This window comes from Mesorhizobium sp. M0676 (assembly GCF_040320535.1).
Lineage (GTDB): Bacteria > Pseudomonadota > Alphaproteobacteria > Rhizobiales > Rhizobiaceae > Mesorhizobium.
Genome location: NZ_JAMYPU010000089.1, coordinates 1 through 743, shown reverse-complemented (window position 1 = coordinate 743; position 743 = coordinate 1). Strand labels below are relative to the sequence as shown.

Here is a 743-nt window from a genome sequence, read left to right as displayed (position 1 = left end):
TGGAAAAGCGAATGGGCGAGTGTGCGATGGGTTCACCAACTTCGCTCGTCCTCTGCAGGTTACATGCGTAGCCGTGAAAAAAAGGTCGAATTCCTGCGCCGCTAGGTGTCAATCAGCACAACATGACCCGTCTGGCTCTGTAAGCTTCCTCGGCAGTTACAACGTGGACTGGGAGGAGTGATACGATGAAAACGAGTCACCACGAACAATACAGGGGCCGCCCCTCGAGACGGAAAGTCCTGACGGGACTGGCTGCTCTCGGTGTAGCGGCAATGGCAATCGGGTCGACGACCGGTTTAGCCTCCGCTGCATCCTTGCTCGATAAAATCAAAAACGGGGATACAATCCGGATCGGCTTTTCCAATGAACCTCCGCACGCCTATCCGGGCCCGAACAACGAGCCACTCGGCTTCGTCAATGCCGTCACAATCGATATCTTGAGAAAGCTGGGTGCAACTAAGGTCGAGCCAGTCTTGACGGAGTGGGGCTCGCTTATCCCCGGTCTGCAGGCAGCCCGTTTTGATATGATCACGGGGGGGATGGCAATCACCCCTGAGCGCTGCAAGAACGTGCTGTTTACCGACCCAGTTGTGGCCATTATTGACGGCCTGCTCGTGCCGAAGGGAAACCCGAAGGGGCTCCACTCATACGAGGACGTCCGCGACAAGGGCGTCACAGCGGTCACCGGCTCTGGATGGGCTGCAGTGAAGACCGCTCAGAAGATCGGCATCCCCGATGACAAG

Annotated in this window: 1 protein-coding gene; it reads left to right on the top strand. The window is 57.2% G+C overall.

Going from position 1 to position 743, the window contains the following annotated elements; translation table 11 throughout:
- Nucleotides 1–185: 185 nt before the first annotated feature.
- On the top strand, nucleotides 186–743 hold a 558-nt coding region (locus NKI35_RS31300), incomplete at its 3' end, for a transporter substrate-binding domain-containing protein (RefSeq protein WP_352742663.1).